We start from the raw sequence: 17444 nt of genomic DNA, 5'->3' as shown, positions 1-17444 counted from the left end.
TATTTGAGGCCCTGACCCGCAATTAAATTAGAAAAGCTTGGGTGTAGGCTTGGCGCAGCATTGGACTGCGCCGACCGAAAAGCGAAGCGGACACCGCCGAGCCAGGCAATTCCCATACTCCATATTCCGGCCCAAGCCGGTAGTCGCCAAGACGGGTCATTCCCAGGTCCTGACACACCTGAGCCCCACCTGGCGAACAGCTAATAGAGCCGAGTCCATGCAGAACAATATCGCGACGAGCCAATTGTTCTAGGTAGGTTACAAAGGACGACAACAACAAAGGCGCAGCACTTTCGTGACCACGGCTAACAATTAAGGCAGGGCAATAGCCGAAGTATGTGCCCGGCAGGATAGGCTGTCGTACTCGCTCGACGGATAGATTTGATTCACGCAGTCTACACGCACGAAATTCGGCTTCATCTTCAGGGAATAGCAATAGCAGAGCCCATTTTGCGACCATCCGACCATCCCTGATAACCATTTGCCAATGATCGTCGTAGGTTTGATAGATCGGCAGGAAAACTCTCTCATCGGCGGCCAGCTCCTCGGGTAATCGACCCAATTCCGTGTCCGCGGTTGAGATCATGTGGCAGATCGCCTCCCGGTATGACCCGTTAAAATGCCTGTCCACCAGCGCATCGTCCAGCAATTGGTACTTTGTATCGACAAAATTACCCTGCCGTGCCTCCCAATCCAGCCGACAAGCTAGTATCTCGTCAATGCTCCACCCCAACCTTTCCGACAATCTGCTCTCCAGGTCGCCTCGAATGAACGACAGCGAGCGTTCATATTTGCCGATTGCATCTACACTTACATCTAACAACGCTGCCAATACCTCTTGTGTGATGCGACCGTGGGTGCCGTTGTCGGAACGCCAGCGGCGTAGCTTTTCAGCAAACAGAGAAGGTTGAACTGGCATACAGACCCACAAACGTTGGAGGACTTCGTGATTTAACATGCCTGTTGAGGTCTATTGTGCCAAGAGACTTACGGATGACTTACGGGTAATCCGGATCATGTCAGTGGTTGGTTAGAGATGAGGTGAGCAGGGTCGATCCATATCAATTACAAATGGAACCCTACCAATGTCTCGACGTATCTCCTCGCTTCCAGGTGCAACAGAACTTCTGTTTCCCTGGTTCTGGCCAAGAAAAGACAATCATAAACCCGAACCGCATTTCGACGATGGCCAACACAATCGTTACGGCTATGAACCTGGCCCTGCAGCCAGGCCCCGCCGATGGTTTTCATTCGACCGTTCAAATTGGCTCTGAACCAGTAGCGAACTCAAATTTAATTGCGCAATCTATGAGTTCGACGAGTCGTTGGCTTTGCGCCTGCGGCGAATGTCTGGAATGACGGGCCGCAACGCGGCATCGCGATAAAGGAACCAAGGTCCGGTAAGGGCCGTCCGCAAGATCAGTTTGAGTTGGGGCAGGGGGCAATGCTGCACGACGTCTGATGGCCGCTACGAGCCCATACGCACCAATGCTGCGAACTGCATGAAGGACTACAGTTACCTAAAACCCGACCTTGGGAAATTTATGGAGAAACGCGCAGCCATTTGGACCTTTAGCTGACAATCAACCCAATTCAAACGGTTTCCAACGGTCCTTCATTTCAAAATACGCTGATTTTCTGATCAACTCGAACCAAGAATAGTTGCCAGATCGTCCTGAGGTTCCTGCCGCGATTCCATATCAAGGCCGCTCTGAATGTGGTTCAGGTGAGATATGAGTAGTCTCTCAGCTAATTGCGGGTTCTGTGACTGGATTGCGTGCAGGATCTTACTGTGCTCGTCATCTGGGCAGCTCGCGTTTTGCGACGATCCGAAAAGGCCCACGATGAGGGATGTTCGCATGACCAATTCGCGCATCATTCGGAAGATGAACTTGTTGCCCGTTGCTTGGGCGAGTTTTGTATGGAATTCGCCGGACAGCCGAATGATCTCGGTTCGCTCTTCCTTTTCGCGGGCCGCATCCTCAAGGGCAATGTGATCAATGAGAACCGTCAGATCAATATCACCAGAGCTTTGAGCCAATTGCCGAACGAGGGGCGGCTCGATCAGCATCCGAGCCGCAAATACATCGTTTGCCTCGGACTTGTCGGGACAGGCAACATAAGCGCCGCGATTTGACTGTAATTCAATGAGCCCCTGACTCGAGAGTAATAGAAGTGCCCGTCGAACCCGCATACGACCAACGCCAAAGGTTTCGCAAAGGCGTGCTTCACTCAGTTTGGTGTTTGGTGCCAAACGCTGTTCCATGACCGCCTTGTAGATGCGCTCAACGATATAACTCTCATCCGATCCCGGATTGGGGCCCGTCTTACCTATGCTGCTTTGCTGAGGATTGGAGGACACGAGACTACTTTCAGGGTTGATTGCTGTTTTGGATTCGCTGGCTGTAAAGGCATAATCTCCAATCAGTCTAAGGCCAAGTATTAGAATTTGTCGACCAAAACGACAAATATGTTGACAAAGATTGTTAACAATCGTGAACTGACTACGCGGCACGCATGGGGATTCCATCAAACTGCCGGCCAAGAATGGCGCGAAACGCGCCGAATTTGAATTCAACGGGAGTTAAGATATGCAGCGAAGATCACTCATGAAAGCAGCCGCGACGGCTGCAACACTGACGGCGATTGGGGCAACTGCTGCCTTTGCAGAGAACCCGGTTCTGAAAATTGGCTTTGTTGGCGTGACCAGCGGCCCTGCTGCGGCCTGGGGTATTTCCAACCAACGCTCAATGGAAGCGCGTGCGACTTGGATCAATGAGACCGGCGGTTACACCATCGGCGGCACAACTTATGACATTGAAATCGTTTCCTTTGATGACCAGAAAGATCCCAAACGCGCAATTGCGGGCATGGAGAAAATGGCTCAAGAAGGCATCCACTACGTCGTCGGCCCGAATGTTGACGACGGCGCGGCAGCTGTGCGCCCCGTAGCTGAAGCCAACGGGATCATTTATTTCCCATACGCGTTTCCAAAGTCGCTTTATCAAGCACCGGCCTCCAACGCCGTTTTGGGTATGGTCGCCAACTACCAGTCCGGCCCAGCAATCTACAAATACCTGATGGCGGAAAAGGGCGTCAAATCTGTAGCCTTCATTGCAGCCAACGAATCTGACCCGCTCAGCCAGCGGGATGGTGGAGTTGAAGCAGCAACAGCACTTGGCATGGAAGTTGTTTCATCCAACGTCACGTATCAGGTTGATACAACAGATTTCACACCCGTTCTAACGCCAATCATGCGCACGCGCCCTGATCTGTTGGTCTTATCCGGGGTGTCGCCTGCGAACGCGCCACAGTTGATCCGTTCCGCTCGGGAACTGGGTTTTGAAGGTGTGATTTCAACCGAAACCGCACAGGATGCAGGTGTTCTGGCGGAAGGCGCTGGCGATCTGGCCAACGGCTTCATCTCAGTTGGTGGGGCATCCACGCCTGAGCTCGCATCACCAATGATGAACGAGTTTGTACAGCGCTACACAGATATGTTTGGAGAGTACAACGACGAATCCAACACCAAAGTTTATGCTTTGGAGTATATTCTGGAAACGTTGAAAGCCGACCCTTCCGCTATCACTGATGTGGATGCGTTCCAAACGACAATGGACACTTTTGAGGCACCAAACCCCTACATGAACGGTGATGCAAAGTTGCGTTATGTCGGCATGTCGTCCTTTGGCCAAAAGCGTCAGGTTGCAGTGCCATTGGTGGTAAATGTCTATCAGGACGGTCAGTTCGAAACGCTGTTCGTCGCTGAGGTCGACTAAAAACTCCCTTCTGCCGTTGGGTTTCACCTGAGCAGAACTTTCCCTGGGTCGCTTTGGCCCAGGGCTCTTCCACGAAAGAAAATCGACATGGAACAGATATTGGCCAATGGCGTCTATCTGGGGTCTCAATACGCGATGATCGCGCTTGGTCTGACCCTGATCTTTGCCTTGATGAACGTCCTCAACTTTGCCCACGGGCAGATGTACGTGATTGGCGGTTTCGTCACCTATACATTCTACGGCCAGTGGGGCGTGCCGTTCGTTTTTGCCCTTGTTATGTCCTGCGTGACCCTGGCGATCCTCGGGGCGCTGATTGAGCGATACTTGTTTGCCCCAGTGATCAAGGGATCAGCCCGCGAAGAAAGTACGATGCTCTTGGCGGCAGGGATTGCATTCTTTCTGGATGCCCTGATCCTGATTGTCTTTGGCGAAAAGCAGCGCGGCGTTCCTAAGATTGTCGATGGCGTGTTCAACTATGATTTCCGCCTGATCATGCCTTATGACCGCATTCTGATCTGCATCTTGGCGATCCTGTCGATCGTCGCGTTTATCGGCCTGATGCAATACACCAAGACCGGTCGTGCATTGCGAGCGCTGGCCCAAGACCGAACCGCTGCTCAGTTGATGGGCGTTAATGTTGACCGCTACTCTATGATCGGCTTCGCGCTTGGTGCGATGTTGGCCGGTTTGGTTGGGGGTCTTCTGGTGACCATCACCGGTGTGAACCTTGGTATGGGTGGGCCTACATCAATCAAAGCCTTCATGATGGTGATGATCGGCGGTGCCGGAGTGATCTCTGGCGCGATCTGGGGCGGTATTATCTTAGGCTTTATGGAAGCCTTCGGGCTGGCGTATTTGGCTCAATATGGTGACATCACATACCTGCTGATTTTCATCTCGCTGATGATCTTCCTCGCCATCCGGCCTCAGGGCCTGATGGGCAAGCCGTGGGGTTAAGATGATGATGGGATTTTCAACAAAACAACTGGTTGGCGTCGGTGTCTTCCTTGTGGCCATTTTTGTTGGCGTGCCGCTGCTTATCAACATGACGGGACGTTGGGATTTCTACTTTACCCTGACCTCTGTCGCGCTTTTGGCCATCGCTAGTGCGGGCGTCTGGCTGACATTCTACATTGGGCGGATCAACATTGGCCAAGGGGCGTTTGCGCTGATTGGTGCATATGTTTCGGCCATTCTGGTCGTCAAAGCCGGATGGTCCTTCTGGATATCACTCCCAGCCGCCGGGTTGTTTGCCGGGCTGGTCGCCGTGCTGATTGGCTTGCCGATCTTACGCCTTCGTGGCGTCTATTTTGCGATGATAACGCTGGTCCTGACCCAAGTGGTGACGCTGACTGCGTTGGCCCTGCCCGTAACAAACGGGGCCAAGGGCATTTCAAACATCCCCTTGCCGACCGGCGTCTCGATTTTTGGCATCCCGCTGATCCCTGATTTCGGCGCCATGGAGAACACCAAACTGGCCTTCTACCTGACGGCCTGCATCCTGATGGTCGTGACTTATGCGGCACTTTATAGGCTGGTCAATTCGCGCCTTGGGCACCTTTGCCGTTCGATGCAGCAAAACGAAGAGCTTGCCAGTTCTATCGGGGTGAACATCGCCTACATCCGCATTGTGATCTTTGCGATCTCAAGCTTCTTTGGCGGCATCGGTGGGGCCATGTTCGGCTCAATCGCGCAGTCGGTCTACCCCTCCACCTTTGTTGTAGCGGATTCGGTCAACTTTATGCTGAATTGCTTCCTTGGGGGGCTTGGCTATGTCTTTGGTCCAATTCTTGGAACGCTTGTATTGTACTTTGGTTGGGACCTTTTGTTCGAACTCGGCAAATACCAGATGCTTGTTTACTCGATCATCCTGATCGCCGTGATCCGCTTCCTACCTAATGGCCTACTCAGCATTCGGTTTGGCAAGGGGAACAATAAATGAGCGCCCTTATTCAGGTCAATAATGTCACCAAGAAATACGGCGGTCTAACCGCGAATAATGACATCAGTTTTGAAGTGTCTGAGAATGAAATTTTATCGGTCATCGGCCCGAACGGTGCTGGAAAATCGACGCTGTTCAAGATGATTTCATCCTTCACACCGACCACATCAGGTGAAGTGCTCTATCGCGGAGAGCGTATTTCCAACCTGAAACCGCATGTCGTTGCCCGTAAGGGCATCGTACGCACGTTTCAAGAGACGACGATCTTCAAAAGCATGACCGTGCGCGAAAGCGTTGTGGTCGCACAGCACCTGCGGGCCAAGGCATCTCTGGCCGGGTATTTCTGGGATTCTAAGACTGCCAAAGAAGATGTGTCCGCCTTTGGCAAATACGCGGATGAGTTGTTGGAGTTCCTCAGCATGTCAGAGATTGCGCATGAGCTGGCCAGCAATCTGCCACAAGGCAACCTGCGCGCGCTAGGCATTGCCATTGGTCTGGCCACTGACCCCAAGGTGCTGTTGTTGGATGAGCCCTTTGCAGGCATGAACCACGATGAGACGATGAACATGGTCAATCTCGTGCGCTCTGTACGCGACGAACGAGGCGTGACGGTCATGTTGGTGGAGCACGACATGCCTGCTGTCATGAACATCTCGGACCGGATCGTCGTATTGAACTTTGGTGAAAAGATCGCCGAGGGCACGCCGTCCGAAATCCAGAACAATGAAAAAGTCATCGAGGCCTATCTGGGCAGCGCCGACGATGAGATCGGGATGTAAGCCATGACAGCCATGTTGGATTTCACAGACGTCGAACTTTACTATGACCATGTCTATGCGCTGAAAGGTGTCTCGCTCAACGTGAACCAAGGCGAAACGGTTGCCTTGATCGGGGCGAATGGTGCGGGCAAATCGTCCATTTTGCGCGCCATTACGGGCTTGGCGAAACCTGTGAAAGGGTCCGTCACCTTCGACGGGGAACGTGTGGACGGAACAGACCCGTCTGCAATCGTCAAACGCGGCATCGCCATGGTGCCAGAGGGGCGTCGTGTGTTCCCGTTCATGTCGGTCAAAGACAATCTGATGATGGGGGCCTTCACCCGCAACGATAAGGCGGGCATACAAGTCACACTGGACAGCATCCTCGCCCGCTTTCCACGCCTCAAGGAGCGCTACTCTCAGGCAGCTGGCACTTTGTCGGGTGGTGAGCAGCAGATGATGGTGATTGGCCGTGCGTTAATGGCCAAGCCCAAGCTCTTGTTGCTGGATGAACCCAGCCTTGGCATCGCGCCAAAGCTGGTACAGGACATCGCCCGCTCTATCGTGGCGATTAACCGCGACGAAGGTGTGTCAGTGCTGTTGGTGGAACAAAATTCCCGTATGGCGCTCAGCATATCGCACCGCGCCTACGCAATGGCCACCGGGAACGTGGTCATCGAAGGCAAGTCCAACGAACTGTTGCACGACGACCGGATCAAGGCCGCCTACCTTGGCGGTGAGGTATGAACTGACATGAAAATTCTGGTTATCAATCCAAATTCAACCACATCCATGACTGACAAGATCGCATCGGCGGCGCGCGCCGTTGCCCGTCCTAACACGGATATCGTGGCCGCCAGTTCGCAAGACGGCCCAGCTAGTATTCAGGGTTTTTTGGACGTCGCAACTTGTGTGCCAGGGTTGTTGAAAGAAGTTGCGCAGCACAAGGACGTCGACGCAATTGTCATTGCCTGTTTTGATGATACAGGACTCGACGCTGTGCGCACACTTGTGTCCGTTCCTGTCCTTGGCATTGGTGAGGCCGCATATCACGCGGCCAGTATGATCGCCAATAAGTTCAGCGTTATCACTACTCTGTCCCGCTCGGTGCCGGGGCTGGAAAACAACCTGATGCGCTATGGGCTTGCCCAAAAGTGCGGGCGTGTTCGAGCAACTGAAATTCCTGTTCTTAAGCTTGAAGAGGGCGACTCAGCCACCTTGGATAAAATTCGTTCAGAAATCCGTGTGGCAATTGAACAGGACAATGCTGAAGCAATCGTTCTTGGATGCGCAGGAATGGCTGACCTAATGGCCCAGCTCAGCGAGGAGTTTGGCTTACCTGTTATTGATGGGGTGGCTGCAGGTATCACATTTGCTGAGGCGTTGGTGAGTAACAAACTTAGCACTTCGAAAATCGGTGCCTATTCGTATAGCTAGCAGCGGCTCGTTGCTCTTGTATGGCTGATTTGACGTGAAAAATAATTGAACTTCGCAACGCGTCGTAAGCGGACTTCGATGCAGCCGCAGCGAATTGGTACTTTGTCCGCGACCCGGTCATTGCCGAGGTGGAAATGCTGCACTCTGCACGAATGGCGCAATACGAATGCTGCGCTGCGGCGGTGAGGGGCACGATGAATGACTGGTAACGGCCGGTATCCTCTACGAGAGTGTTCATCGATACTGGCTCGCCAGCAGACAGTAGCTAGTGCCGGGAATTGATCTTTTTGATCGGTGGCGGCCCTGCTCGACATCGACTGGCGGTCACGCCGTGGCAACTCGACATACCGTTCGAGATCTGTGGCCTGCGACTACCCCTGACCTGCGGACGATCAGTCTCAGGTGGTGGGTCCGCTTTTCCGGAACCAAGTCCTTTTTCCATCGCTGTCGTAGAAGGCTTCCTCGATATTTGCTCCTGTAAAGGTAAAGGTCATAAAGCCGTTTTTGACATGAAGGCCGCAGTCGGGCTTTGGCGTTTGTGCAAAAAACTCGATGTCCTTGATGAAGTCGGATTTCTTGAAGGGCGGTTTGCTGCCCAATTTAGCCAATGCCCAGGGCGCCCCATACGGCATAGAGGCGTGGCCGGTGCACCGCATGTGACAGGTGCCCGGGATCTTCGGGCCGTGTTTTGAAGCGACAACTTTCTTTGGCGCATAGGCAATCCCGTCATGGATATGCCCGAAATACCAGTAATCCGGCAGGTTGTTGTCCAAAGCCCTGGCGACATCTCGGAGCAGAGATTTTTTGTTCTTGACCTGTTCGAACTTGCCAGTCACATCGAAGGGCGTGTGATGGGTCATGACGATTGTTTTCTTGTCGGTATTCCCTTTGCGCTTCGATTTCACGAAACTGATTTGATCTTCGCTAAGCGCACCATACATTTTGAGAAAATCTGGACTGTAGTAGGCACTGTCGAGGTAGAAAACCTGCCAAAATTCGTTTTCCAGCATCCCATAGGTGAAACCGTTTTGGTGGGCAAAGATTGGGCTGGACAGAGCGTCCTCAAAAAGACCCCGAGCACCTGTGTACATTTCATGGTTGGAATTCATCGTGAAGGACCGGCCGGGCTTCCTGTGCGTCTTGGGCCAGAAATCAACAAGATGGGCCATCTCATAGCCTGGCCCAAGGAAGGTCTGACGGGGCGATTGTTGGGGTGTGCCGGTGTAATATACGTCTCCTAAGTGAAACAGGTAGTACGGGTCCAGATGCACAGCCGCATGACGCACCGCTTTGGCGTCGTCTCCCCCTGTTCCCCAATCGCCGGCAACCACAAATGTATTGCCACCCTCGGGGATCGTTGCCACATGCGGGCTTTTGGCCGGGTCATTCAGGTCCGCCATCGGCCATGGGTATTTCTTGTAGTAATAGTTGACAAGAAGCATGTTAATCGGCGCTTCGAGCCAGCGATAATCCAGTTGCCCGAAGTTCCCAATTCCCCAAGACGTACCGTCGGGCGAGATCGCATTGTAGCTAAGGACTGCTGTCTTGAGATGCTCATACTCTTTAGGCGTGAGCGTTGGTTGTGGAATGAGGCCCAAACCATCGACTAATTTAAGGAACTCAAGGAAGACTTGTGGTATGTCTTGGTAATCGGGGATTTCCTTTGGGTATTTTGCCCAAAAAGGCAGAATGCCAAATTCAATCTCGCCGTGCGCAGGAAGCTCGGGCCGGTAATGTGGCGGCTTAAGGTAAGGCACACTTGCCTTGAGCATGGCGTCGGACTCTTTCAGAAGTTCGTAAAACTCCTCAAGGTCCTTGATGATTTTCGCCGGATCAAAAGTGACGTCAATCTGGTCTGAAGGGGGTCTATCTTCCGGTTTTTGGAGGAGTACTGAAATTTTTTCTAAAACGTCTGCCTCGGTCTGGGTCATGGCCGTCATGGCTTGCTCCCTGAAGTTAGATTGAAAATGGTTTTCTGCAAACTTTGGCCCTGGGAAACACCCGATGCTTCCGTTTGACCAATATCGTTAAACCGACGTTCCAAAAATTGAACGCCACTCTATGGATGTTGCCGCTGTTTTACGTATGGATCAAGCTTCTTGGACAAGCCGCCACCGCGGGTCAATCCTCGCAGTTCCACACCCATATTGGCAGGCGTTTAGCTGATGGTCACGTTGTCCGCGACCTGCTAGTTCGACGGGCGCTGCATTTTGCGCTTGCGGCGGATGGCTGCAAAGCGGGCTGCGTCCGCAGAAAATCGGGTGGCCAGTGGATGTCTCTTATGGGCCGCAGTCACCAATGTAAGCCCACCACCAGCTTTATTTGGTGGCGGGTGGTATTCTTGCTCCAATTGGATCAGAGCTTGATCCGGAAGGCTGCGAAGCCGTCGGCGCCTTCTCCGGCGTCCTCGATTGTGACACCTTTGACGTCGCCCATATAGTCCCGCGCTTTTGGGCCGGTCTCGAACAACACTGTCGTGTCCCCAAGCGGCGCAAAAGACCAGTTGGCATCTGCCTTTGGATCAATCGTGCCCTGCTCGACAATATAGCGCACTATGACGTCGCGGTTGGTATCCGGGGCTTCGAATACGATTGTGTCACCCAACGCTCCGGGGAAGGCTCCACCGCCTGATGCGCGATAGTTGTTGGTGGCGATGATGAACTCCATGTCATCAGTAACGGGTTCGCCATTGTAAGTAAGGTTTACAATCCGCGCGGCATCGGAGTTGATCTCTTCGCCTTTGGGCCCAAAGCGCGAAGGCTGGGACAGGTCAATCTGATAGATCACACCATCCATCACGTCAAAGTTGTAGGAAGGGAATTCCGAGTTCAGCAGGACCGCATCCTTCGAACCCGCTTTAACCTGATTGAACATTCCGGCCGAACGTTCCAACCAGCCCCTGACATGCGCACCATTCACGCGGACTGCTCTCACTGTGTTCGGATAGAGATACAGATCGGCTACGTTTTTGATGGCAACGTCACCAACGGGAACATCCGTGTAGTATTCCGGACCACCGCGGCCACCAGCCTTGAAAGGTGCTGCCGCTGACAAGATCGGCAAGCCTTCATGTTCTGTGCCTTTCAGCATCTCTTCGACATACCACTTCTGCGCGATTGATACGATTTGGACTGACGGGTCATCTGCAACCAATGCGAAATAGCTGTGCAGAGGTGCTGAGGTCTTGCCAACAGCGCGGCGAACATAGACTAGCGTTTCGTCGTGATCTGTCGCAACCGAGTCGAGGACTCGCTGATCATCTCCGACCAGCGCGGTGATTGATCGGTCCTCGTTCCTTCGGGAAATAGGTCGCGCCTCGGATGTGGTGGTCACCACCCGCCATTCGTTTCCATCCCGTTCCAACAGCAGATCAAGCAGACCAAGATGCGACCCCCAGAAGCCGCCCATAACGGCGGGTTTACCCATCAGCGTGCCTCTATCAACATCGATGCCGGGACGGTCTGCAAATGTTGGCGAGGGAAAGACCAAGTGATTGTGACCCGTGACCAGCGCGTCGATCCCGTCGACACCAGCAAGCACAACAGACGCGTTTTCCATACCATCAGCGTGATCGGCTCCCCCAATTCCTGAATGCGACAAAGCGATGATCAGATCGCAGCCTTGTTCCTGCATCTCAGGCAAATAGGCCTTGGCCGTCTCAACGATATCCCGCGCTTCGACATTGCCTTCGAGATGCTTGCGATCCCAGTTCATGATCTGCGGAGGGGTAAAACCGATAATACCGATTTTGATGGGATGCTTCGTGCCGTCACCCATTTCGATTTCGCGATCGAGAATTGTGTAAGGCTGGACGAGCGTCTTGTCTTCGCGCGGGCTCGCGCCTTTCTCTATTGCTACGTTGGCAAGAACCACTGGGAAATCTGCACCGGCCAAAGAGGTCTCAAGGAAGTTTAACCCATAGTTAAACTCATGATTTCCCAGTGTGGCTGCATCATAACCAACCGTGTTGAACGCGGTGATGACTGGGTGGCTATCCCCCTCCTTCATACCGCGTTCATAGGCGATGTAGTCGCCCATCGGGTTGCCCTGTAGAAAGTCTCCATTGTCAACCAACAGCGAGTTTACTGCCTCAGCACGGATTTCATTGATGATTGAGGCGGTGCGGGACAGGCCCACCGTATCCCGAGGTTTGTCGGCATAGTAATCATAGGGGAACACATGAACATGGATGTCGGTTGTTTCCATGATACGAAGATGCGCCTGATTGTTGGCCGCATCAGCCGAGAAGGGGTGAAGCGTAATTGCAGCGGTACTCGCAGCTGTTGTGGAGAGAAACTGGCGACGCGAAAACAATGTACGGTTAGAGAAAGACATTGGGCACCTCTCAAGTTGGTTGGTTAACGTGCCTTTTGCAGGCTTTCCGCGACATCCGTATGACATGGGTTGCGAGAACATCTGTCGCGCTATTCACGGTTGGTGGTATTCAGCACCATACCCAAACATCAGGGGTTTGCTAAGGTACCGCAAGTGGTGAACCTGAGCTTCCCTTTGATTGGTCAATTCAAAGTAGAGATTTCTCGATCATTCGAGGCTAAACAAAGCAAAACACCAAGCCGAAAAAGGTCTGTCTTGTCGGATATGCTCTCATTCATGCACCCTTCCTTCACCACGATGTAGCAGACGGTTGCTTTTGCTTCAGACTGTGAGTTCGCAGTCGCAGCGAAGGGCTGGTTTCGTGGGCTGTGCCGCAGAATCTCAAGTTGATGCCGTAGGTCGGCTATGGGCCGCGCACGCGGGGAGAGGCGTAGCACACAAATCGGCGGTCGCAATGCCTCCGAGGTCGGTTCTGAGCCCAAATTGACTTGAAACTTCTCGTTAGAAGTACAGAATTCAGGTATGCTATGGAACCATTTAATGTCGATTTGCAGGGAGGTAGAATGTCTAAGAGGGCCAAATCTAGGGAGACTTTAGATCAGGTTCTTTCATCATGTTCCGAAACTTTGTTCCCTGCCGAGATGGGTGAAGCTCTCGTCAACATCGACAGCAGGGGCTCCGATGGGGACACCCCTTTACATGCGATGCTTTGGCAAAAAAATATCTATGGAGCACTGCTCCTTATTGAAGCTGGTGCGGATGTAAACGCCGTAGGCGATATGTCCGAAACGCCTTTGCATATTGCCGTGCGCAAAGAATACACCGCAGTCGTTGAGGCATTGTTGAAGCGTGGTGCGAATCCGTCTGCGATATCTGAATTCGGAAAATCCCCGATAGAAATCGCTGTCGAAGTGGGCGGCGAGATGCAACAGTGTTTTCGAAACTTGTGACTTCATCCTCGTAGCATTGCGAATAGTGGCTTTGTTCGCGTTGTGTAAGTTCGAGCGGCTTCAGACTTTGCACGCGCGACGAATGTCGGCAATGCGAGCTGCGACTGCAGCATCCAGACAAGCCGATAGATGTCGGCTAAGGGCTGCTTTTCTCCGTCAAAGTGCGCCACTCGCCTGCAATAGCGCTACTACGCGATCGTTCATGTTGGCGCATTGTTTTCCACCGAATGGGAAGATTGCTTCGAACCCACCCCGAACCCGGTGTTCGATGGTGGTGCGCAATCGGCGACGGGCGCGGAATAGGCGTGTTTTCACAGTTATAGGGTTGATCTGAAGCTCGCTTGCAATGGCAAGAATGCTCATATCTTCAGCCTCACGCAGAAGAAACGGCAATCTCAGATTTGGCGGCAGCTCGGAAACGGCCGTTTCGAGAAAGTCTCTCAATTGCGCACGTCCAAGCATTGCATCGGGAAGCTCAGAATATTGCCCGGGGAAAGTTATAAGTGAGCTGGATTCGTCCACTGTGTCATACTCTTCAGCAGTTCGTGCTCGTCTGCGCTGCATACGCGCGGTATTAATCACGATCCGGGTGATCCAGGTAGAAAAGCTGGCATGTTCACGAAACCCCTCCAGTTTGCTGAACGCCAAAAGATAAGCCTCCTGCAGCGCTTCTTCTGCCTCGGTGTCGCTGTCCACGATACCACGGGCAACGCGAAACAGGCGAGGGTTCAGGCGGCGGATGAGTTCCCGGACGGCCAGTTCGCTACCTTCACGCGCAGCATTTACAAGCTCTGCTTCCGATTTGGCCGCATCGGTCGAGGCTTGTTGTCTGAGGCTCAATTGAACTTTCATGATCCGTTTTCCTTGCGAACGGTGCCTTCTGAAAGGATCTTTTGGACCAAAGGCAATGCTTTCAGGACGTCTTCCGACACATCGCTTTTGTCGATTGAACTTCCCTCCCAGCCGGTGTCGTTGGGTGTTCCAACCAAAATGCGACCGACCATCGCCGCCATCTCGTGCGGTAGACAATAGTAGTCATAAACGCCGGGTGCCGTCAGGGTGATTTCAAAATACTCGTCCGGAAGCAAAAAGTCGCTGTCCCATGGGTCGGCCTCAGCGGGGATGCGACGCCTTCGATCATAGTTTGCCGGATGATATGCAGTTACCGTATGGCTGTTGCCGGGATCGCGATTGATGAACCGGATGGTGGTGCCCGGAGACACCGCAATACCAATAGGATCATACCAGATGCGCTCACCACGCGGGCTTCCGCGCATCTCAATCGTAGTGGCCAGATGCGCTAGCGCGACCCGAGAACTAGCGACAGTAGCAATCGCATATCCCCCAACCCGAAGGGCATGGCGTCGCGTACAGATCATTCCGCCAGACGCTCTTTGGCGGTTTCATCGTGAAAAAGAACGACATGCGCGTGCGGCTTATCCACACCGGGATGCCCGGCATTGAGATAGATATCTGTCGAACTGACGGTGTGTGATCCGATTTTCAGGCCGTCAAACGATGTACCGTTTTGCAGATCATCGAGCGGTGTCATGTAAACGGTGGCTGACAATCGACCATCGCGATCATAGGCGAGGAACGGGCCAGCGGGTAGCGTGGCCGGGTCTACAAAAAGTGTTCCTAGACCTGGGATGAACTCGGGTAAGGGGAGAACGTCGCTCACTTTCACATAAGGATCCCCAGCTGGGGCATTCGCGAGGGCCTGCTCATCATGAGCTTTGGCGGTAGATGCACTAACGACGATGAATCCAACAGCAATTGCGGTCTTTCCAAACATGGTTGGGTCCTTTCCAAGGTTTTCTTCGAATGCGCGTTTGTGCGCACCTGGTTCCTTGGATGCAGGAGGTGCAGAAAGGTTCCCGAAATTCGACGAAATCGTGCAAAAAAAAGATCGTAATGCGCTGAAGGCCGGCTTTGTCAGTGACGTATGAATTCAATAGTTTCCAGATTTTGCGCTCGCGGCGAATGTCCGCAAAGCCTGCTGCGTACGCAGTATTGCCAGGGTACATCCAAGGTCGCCTTTGGGCCGTGCTTGCTAAGGTGATCTTTGTACGTCAGGGCGCTGCGAAGCATTCTGACTCTGTAGACCGGTTCCGACGAGCTCAGAAGGCGGGATGCCAAATTCTCTTCTAAATGCGCGGTTGAAATTGGCCGCTTCGAAGAAGCCCATATTCTCTGCAATATGGCGAACGGCACCCTTAACAGGTTTCATGGCTCTCAACCCATGGAAAGCACGGTGCAACCGTCGTTTCAATATGTAGGCTTCGACACCGCCATCATCCTCGAACATGCGGAACAATGATGAGCGCGATACGGAAAAGGTATTAGCCAACTGGAAAGCTGACAGATTATCGGAGAGGTTATCTTCGATATAGCTGTCTATCGCCAATCGCCGGGCCCGGGTGAGGTTTTCGCGGTTGGCGTGCTTGCGATTGGACAACAAAAGATCGCGAACCAGGGCGCATAGTGTGTCGACCATATGCAAGCCATCTGACACGGATGCATGGGGTAGCCGCCGCGTGACATCCAGAATCGCAGTGTTCAAAACCCGCCCAATGGGATCTCCCAAGGGCAAAGTAGTGCTTTCAGGATTTCGACTTGGATCGAACCCAACGAATTCGAATGGAACAAAGAAATCGATCGCGTTCACCGGAGTTCGGGGGCAGTCTGACTCAGCCCGGATTCCCAGCGAAGTAATCCTGCCATCGGCACCTCTTTCGGGATTTGGCCTTCCGAAACCAAGACAATTGAGCTGAACCATCTCCTGTTTAAGATGGCGGTCTGGATCACTGCGATACTGGCAACCAGATCCATACCCTTCATTCACTGAAACATCGCCAAAACGCCAAGAACGCCCTTCCAGCTTGAAACGATCCAGCCCATCCGGAAAGGAAAGGTCAACCGTGCCACGGGTTATGTCTGCAACGAAATCCGCTACTTCTTCGTGGGTCCGACCACGCGTTTCGAACATCGGAATGAGTTTGAGGTTCGACCTATCCAAAAATGGGTTTGCGACGTTGATCGGTCAGAGTCCTTGGTTATGGGATTTACTCTAAATCCAATTGTATCTTGGCGTCTACAACGTGCGATTGGGAGGCTCCGCAATCGTTGCTTGAACTTTGCAGGTGATGCCGACAGCAAACTTCAGACCACTATGCATAAGTCGGTTTGTATTAAGCCCTCTTTGTTGAGGGCCATCGAACCATTTTTGGGACTCAGTGACAACGACCGATCCCAAGCGATGTGCTACCGCTTCAATTGGTGAACGGGGTCTATGCACTGTGACTTAAAGATGCATGACCAAAGCATGCGCCCCGAACATCTTCCACGGGTGATAAAATTTTAGGATCGATAACATGTCACGTACTGCGATCACGTTCTCAATTGGGCTGACATTAATCAGCGGCGCTGCGGCAGCTCAAAGCGACGACACCGCCGCCGAAATCGCCAAGGATCTCGCCAACCCTTTCGCGGATCTGATCGTGCTGCCTTTGATCCTGGAATACACGCCTGATATCGGATCCGATGATGGGTACAGAACCTCTCTCAGTTTCCAGCCGATTTACCCTTTCCAACTAAACTCCGACCTAACCCTGACGGTCCGGACGATTATACCTTTGATACAGCAGGAGAACATCGTTGGGTCATCCGGCAGTCAATTTGGGTTGGGCGATATTGAGCAGGAGTTCTTTCTTGCACCCAACGCAAAGCAAACGCGATTTGGGGACCTCTCTTTGGGGGCCGGACTGCAAGTGACCTGGCCGACCAGCACGGATTCATTGCTAGGAGAGGGGACCATGGCACTTGGCCCAACGGCCGCCGCTCTCGTGCAGAAAAACGGCTGGACCTATGGTGGCCTGATCACCCAGCAATGGGGAGTTTGGGAAACGCGGGACAATGTTCCAGACGTAAACACAACGTTTTTGGAACCGTTTGTTGCCTATACCAACGCGTCGCAATGGACCTTTCAGACATTCGCCGAGAGCGAATATGACTGGACCGCGGACGAATGGTGGGTTCCGGTGACAGCCGAAGTCGGCAAGCTGGTAGAGTTCGGTGAGGTTCCGGTGCAGATAATGGGCGGCGTCACCTATTGGGCTGATAGCCCCCAAGGTGGGCCGGACGGTTTGGCATTTCGAATGGATGTGTCGGTCGTGATTCCAAAAGGTTTGAAAAAGTGACTTGATAGACTCGACGCTGGGCAGCAAGTTTCGTCAAACGATTA

Annotated in this window: 16 protein-coding genes; 8 read left to right on the top strand and 8 right to left on the bottom strand. The window is 53.0% G+C overall.

Annotated elements, in window-relative coordinates:
* Positions 1-22: 22 nt before the first annotated feature.
* Both SJY13_RS07465 and SJY13_RS07460 read right to left on the bottom strand, forming a co-directional pair.
* Positions 23-958 (bottom strand): helix-turn-helix domain-containing protein, encoded by a 936-nt coding sequence (locus SJY13_RS07465; protein WP_377189674.1) that lies wholly within the window; start codon positions 956-958, stop codon positions 23-25.
* Positions 959-1642: 684 nt separating this feature from the next.
* A complete protein-coding gene (locus SJY13_RS07460; protein ID WP_377189671.1) occupies positions 1643-2545 on the bottom strand; it encodes a GntR family transcriptional regulator in 903 nt (300 codons plus the stop codon).
* A 46-nt stretch (positions 2546-2591) separates the two neighbouring features.
* Between SJY13_RS07460 and SJY13_RS07455 the strand changes: the two genes are divergently transcribed.
* From SJY13_RS07455 to SJY13_RS07430, 6 genes are all read left to right on the top strand, one after another.
* Positions 2592-3779, top strand: a complete 1188-nt coding sequence (locus SJY13_RS07455; RefSeq protein WP_377189668.1) for an ABC transporter substrate-binding protein — start codon at positions 2592-2594, stop codon at positions 3777-3779.
* Between the two features lie 87 nt (positions 3780-3866).
* Positions 3867-4736: a branched-chain amino acid ABC transporter permease gene (locus tag SJY13_RS07450; RefSeq protein WP_377189665.1), complete on the top strand. Its 870-nt coding sequence runs from the start codon at positions 3867-3869 to the stop codon at positions 4734-4736.
* A gap of 4 nt (positions 4737-4740) precedes the next feature.
* The gene (locus tag SJY13_RS07445; protein ID WP_377189662.1) at positions 4741-5721 is read left to right on the top strand and encodes a branched-chain amino acid ABC transporter permease; all 981 of its coding nucleotides are present in this window, start codon (positions 4741-4743) and stop codon (positions 5719-5721) included.
* Positions 5718-6500 (top strand): ABC transporter ATP-binding protein, encoded by a 783-nt coding sequence (locus tag SJY13_RS07440; RefSeq protein WP_377189659.1) that lies wholly within the window; start codon positions 5718-5720, stop codon positions 6498-6500. The genes SJY13_RS07445 and SJY13_RS07440 overlap by 4 nt, the downstream gene beginning before the upstream one ends.
* Before the next feature lie 3 nt (positions 6501-6503).
* On the top strand, positions 6504-7226 hold the full coding sequence (locus SJY13_RS07435) for an ABC transporter ATP-binding protein (protein WP_377189656.1): 723 nt from the start codon (positions 6504-6506) through the stop codon (positions 7224-7226).
* A 6-nt stretch (positions 7227-7232) separates the two neighbouring features.
* On the top strand, positions 7233-7916 hold the full coding sequence (locus SJY13_RS07430) for an aspartate/glutamate racemase family protein (RefSeq protein WP_377189653.1): 684 nt from the start codon (positions 7233-7235) through the stop codon (positions 7914-7916).
* 398 nt (positions 7917-8314) lie between these two features.
* Here the strand turns inward: SJY13_RS07430 and SJY13_RS07425 are convergent, their stop codons facing one another.
* Both SJY13_RS07425 and SJY13_RS07420 read right to left on the bottom strand, forming a co-directional pair.
* Complete coding sequence (locus SJY13_RS07425; RefSeq protein WP_377189650.1) at positions 8315-9856, bottom strand: metallophosphoesterase family protein; 1542 nt, start codon at positions 9854-9856, stop codon at positions 8315-8317.
* Between the two features lie 415 nt (positions 9857-10271).
* A complete protein-coding gene (locus tag SJY13_RS07420) occupies positions 10272-12251 on the bottom strand; it encodes a bifunctional 2',3'-cyclic-nucleotide 2'-phosphodiesterase/3'-nucleotidase (protein WP_377189647.1) in 1980 nt (659 codons plus the stop codon).
* A gap of 563 nt (positions 12252-12814) precedes the next feature.
* Between SJY13_RS07420 and SJY13_RS07415 the strand changes: the two genes are divergently transcribed.
* Positions 12815-13201 carry an ankyrin repeat domain-containing protein gene (locus SJY13_RS07415; RefSeq protein WP_377189644.1) on the top strand — a complete coding sequence of 129 codons (387 nt, stop codon included), beginning with the start codon at positions 12815-12817 and terminating at the stop codon, positions 13199-13201.
* A 156-nt stretch (positions 13202-13357) separates the two neighbouring features.
* On the opposite strand, the gene SJY13_RS07410 is transcribed toward SJY13_RS07415, so the two are convergent.
* The 4 genes from SJY13_RS07410 to SJY13_RS07395 form a co-directional block, all read right to left on the bottom strand.
* A complete protein-coding gene (locus tag SJY13_RS07410; protein WP_377189641.1) occupies positions 13358-14053 on the bottom strand; it encodes an RNA polymerase sigma factor in 696 nt (231 codons plus the stop codon).
* A complete protein-coding gene (locus SJY13_RS07405; protein WP_377189638.1) occupies positions 14050-14580 on the bottom strand; it encodes a plastocyanin/azurin family copper-binding protein in 531 nt (176 codons plus the stop codon). The genes SJY13_RS07410 and SJY13_RS07405 overlap by 4 nt, the downstream gene beginning before the upstream one ends.
* Positions 14577-14996 carry a hypothetical protein gene (locus SJY13_RS07400; protein WP_377189635.1) on the bottom strand — a complete coding sequence of 140 codons (420 nt, stop codon included), beginning with the start codon at positions 14994-14996 and terminating at the stop codon, positions 14577-14579. Before SJY13_RS07400 ends, SJY13_RS07405 begins: the two co-directional genes overlap by 4 nt.
* Positions 14997-15254: 258 nt before the next feature.
* Positions 15255-16190 carry a helix-turn-helix transcriptional regulator gene (locus tag SJY13_RS07395; RefSeq protein ID WP_377189632.1) on the bottom strand — a complete coding sequence of 312 codons (936 nt, stop codon included), beginning with the start codon at positions 16188-16190 and terminating at the stop codon, positions 15255-15257.
* Between the two features lie 385 nt (positions 16191-16575).
* On the opposite strand from SJY13_RS07395, the gene SJY13_RS07390 reads away from it, so the two are divergent.
* On the top strand, positions 16576-17400 hold the full coding sequence (locus SJY13_RS07390; RefSeq protein WP_377189629.1) for a transporter: 825 nt from the start codon (positions 16576-16578) through the stop codon (positions 17398-17400).
* The last annotated feature ends 44 nt before the right edge of the window (positions 17401-17444 follow it).

Origin of the sequence: Ruegeria meonggei (genome assembly GCF_042768335.1) — a bacterium.
GTDB classification, from domain to species: Bacteria; Pseudomonadota; Alphaproteobacteria; order Rhodobacterales; family Rhodobacteraceae; genus Ruegeria; species Ruegeria meonggei.
This window is presented reverse-complemented; position numbering and strand designations above follow the sequence as displayed.

Coding starts and splice junctions, on each gene's coding strand:
- SJY13_RS07465 (WP_377189674.1), bottom strand. CDS start 958: ATGTTAAATCACGAAGTCCTCCAACGTTTGTGGGTCTGTATGCCAGTT.
- SJY13_RS07455 (WP_377189668.1), top strand. CDS start 2,592: ATGCAGCGAAGATCACTCATGAAAGCAGCCGCGACGGCTGCAACACTG.
- SJY13_RS07450 (WP_377189665.1), top strand. CDS start 3,867: ATGGAACAGATATTGGCCAATGGCGTCTATCTGGGGTCTCAATACGCG.
- SJY13_RS07445 (WP_377189662.1), top strand. CDS start 4,741: ATGATGGGATTTTCAACAAAACAACTGGTTGGCGTCGGTGTCTTCCTT.
- SJY13_RS07440 (WP_377189659.1), top strand. CDS start 5,718: ATGAGCGCCCTTATTCAGGTCAATAATGTCACCAAGAAATACGGCGGT.
- SJY13_RS07435 (WP_377189656.1), top strand. CDS start 6,504: ATGACAGCCATGTTGGATTTCACAGACGTCGAACTTTACTATGACCAT.
- SJY13_RS07430 (WP_377189653.1), top strand. CDS start 7,233: ATGAAAATTCTGGTTATCAATCCAAATTCAACCACATCCATGACTGAC.
- SJY13_RS07425 (WP_377189650.1), bottom strand. CDS start 9,856: ATGACGGCCATGACCCAGACCGAGGCAGACGTTTTAGAAAAAATTTCA.
- SJY13_RS07420 (WP_377189647.1), bottom strand. CDS start 12,251: ATGTCTTTCTCTAACCGTACATTGTTTTCGCGTCGCCAGTTTCTCTCC.
- SJY13_RS07415 (WP_377189644.1), top strand. CDS start 12,815: ATGTCTAAGAGGGCCAAATCTAGGGAGACTTTAGATCAGGTTCTTTCA.
- SJY13_RS07410 (WP_377189641.1), bottom strand. CDS start 14,053: ATGAAAGTTCAATTGAGCCTCAGACAACAAGCCTCGACCGATGCGGCC.
- SJY13_RS07405 (WP_377189638.1), bottom strand. CDS start 14,580: ATGATCTGTACGCGACGCCATGCCCTTCGGGTTGGGGGATATGCGATT.
- SJY13_RS07400 (WP_377189635.1), bottom strand. CDS start 14,996: ATGTTTGGAAAGACCGCAATTGCTGTTGGATTCATCGTCGTTAGTGCA.
- SJY13_RS07395 (WP_377189632.1), bottom strand. CDS start 16,190: ATGTTCGAAACGCGTGGTCGGACCCACGAAGAAGTAGCGGATTTCGTT.
- SJY13_RS07390 (WP_377189629.1), top strand. CDS start 16,576: ATGTCACGTACTGCGATCACGTTCTCAATTGGGCTGACATTAATCAGC.